This is a genomic window from Falsigemmobacter faecalis, assembly GCF_003863335.1.
In the GTDB taxonomy this organism is placed as follows: Bacteria; Pseudomonadota; Alphaproteobacteria; order Rhodobacterales; family Rhodobacteraceae; genus Wagnerdoeblera; species Wagnerdoeblera faecalis.
Window position 1 is genome coordinate 1 of sequence record NZ_RRAZ01000030.1, and the last position, 763, is coordinate 763.

The 763-nt window shown below is 60.6% G+C and carries 2 protein-coding genes; both read right to left on the minus strand.

Annotated features, from left to right (window positions below):
* The coding region (locus EG244_RS16325) for a hypothetical protein (RefSeq protein WP_148097637.1) at positions 1-188 on the minus strand (188 nt) is incomplete at its 3' end.
* 8 nt (positions 189-196) lie between these two features.
* Complete coding sequence (locus tag EG244_RS16330; RefSeq protein WP_124966248.1) at positions 197-622, minus strand: hypothetical protein; 426 nt, start codon at positions 620-622, stop codon at positions 197-199.
* Between the last annotated feature and the right edge of the window lie 141 nt (positions 623-763).

Below are 763 nucleotides of genomic sequence, written 5' to 3' on the forward strand. Positions count from 1 at the left end.
GCCAGGCAGTAGGTGCCCGCTTTGGTGAGCATGACGTCGCCGCCTGCAATCCGGATGAGGCCTTTTGCGACCATCTCATCGATCGGGCCTTCAAACTCGGCGACCGGGCAGCTCGGCACCAGCTCCACATAGGCGAGGTACTGTGCCAGATCTGCTGTCTGGGCTGTCAGGGCGGATTTCCTGCTCATGTCCGCCCTCAGTGCTGGCTGCGCCAAACGGCGGCCTGCTGCTTTGTATTCGTGATGGTTTCCGCTGCGGCTGACCAGCCGATCACCACCAGAAGGGCTGCCATCATGGCCGCCGCTGCATAGGTGATGGCTCGCGTCATATCGGAGACGTGCGGCGAAGCGGTATCGATGCTCTTGGGCGACACGCGCAAAAGGGGCGATACTTCCGCCTGCCTGCGTACTTCCTCTGCGATACCGATCCGATCGGAGGCCCGGAGCTGCTCGCGTGTCGCACGGGCGAGATCGATGTCGCGCCAGTCTGTCGAGTTGCTGAGCGTGCAGATCGCGAGCTTGAGCTCTGATCGCGTGGCATCAGGACGTCGCAGGATCTGGCGGGCGAGATAGGATGCCTCAGTCGCGCAGGGCAGGCGAAGGGGTGCAGCAGGCGTGAGCATAAGTTCCTCCATGGGTGACCATGGGGGACGTTGGTGGGAAAAAATGCTCACGTCAAGTTGTGATGGTCATTTATTCCCATTTAGGGATTTGAAGACAACTTCAGGATCGACGGGAGAGCTTCAGAGCTTGTTGGGCTTCTG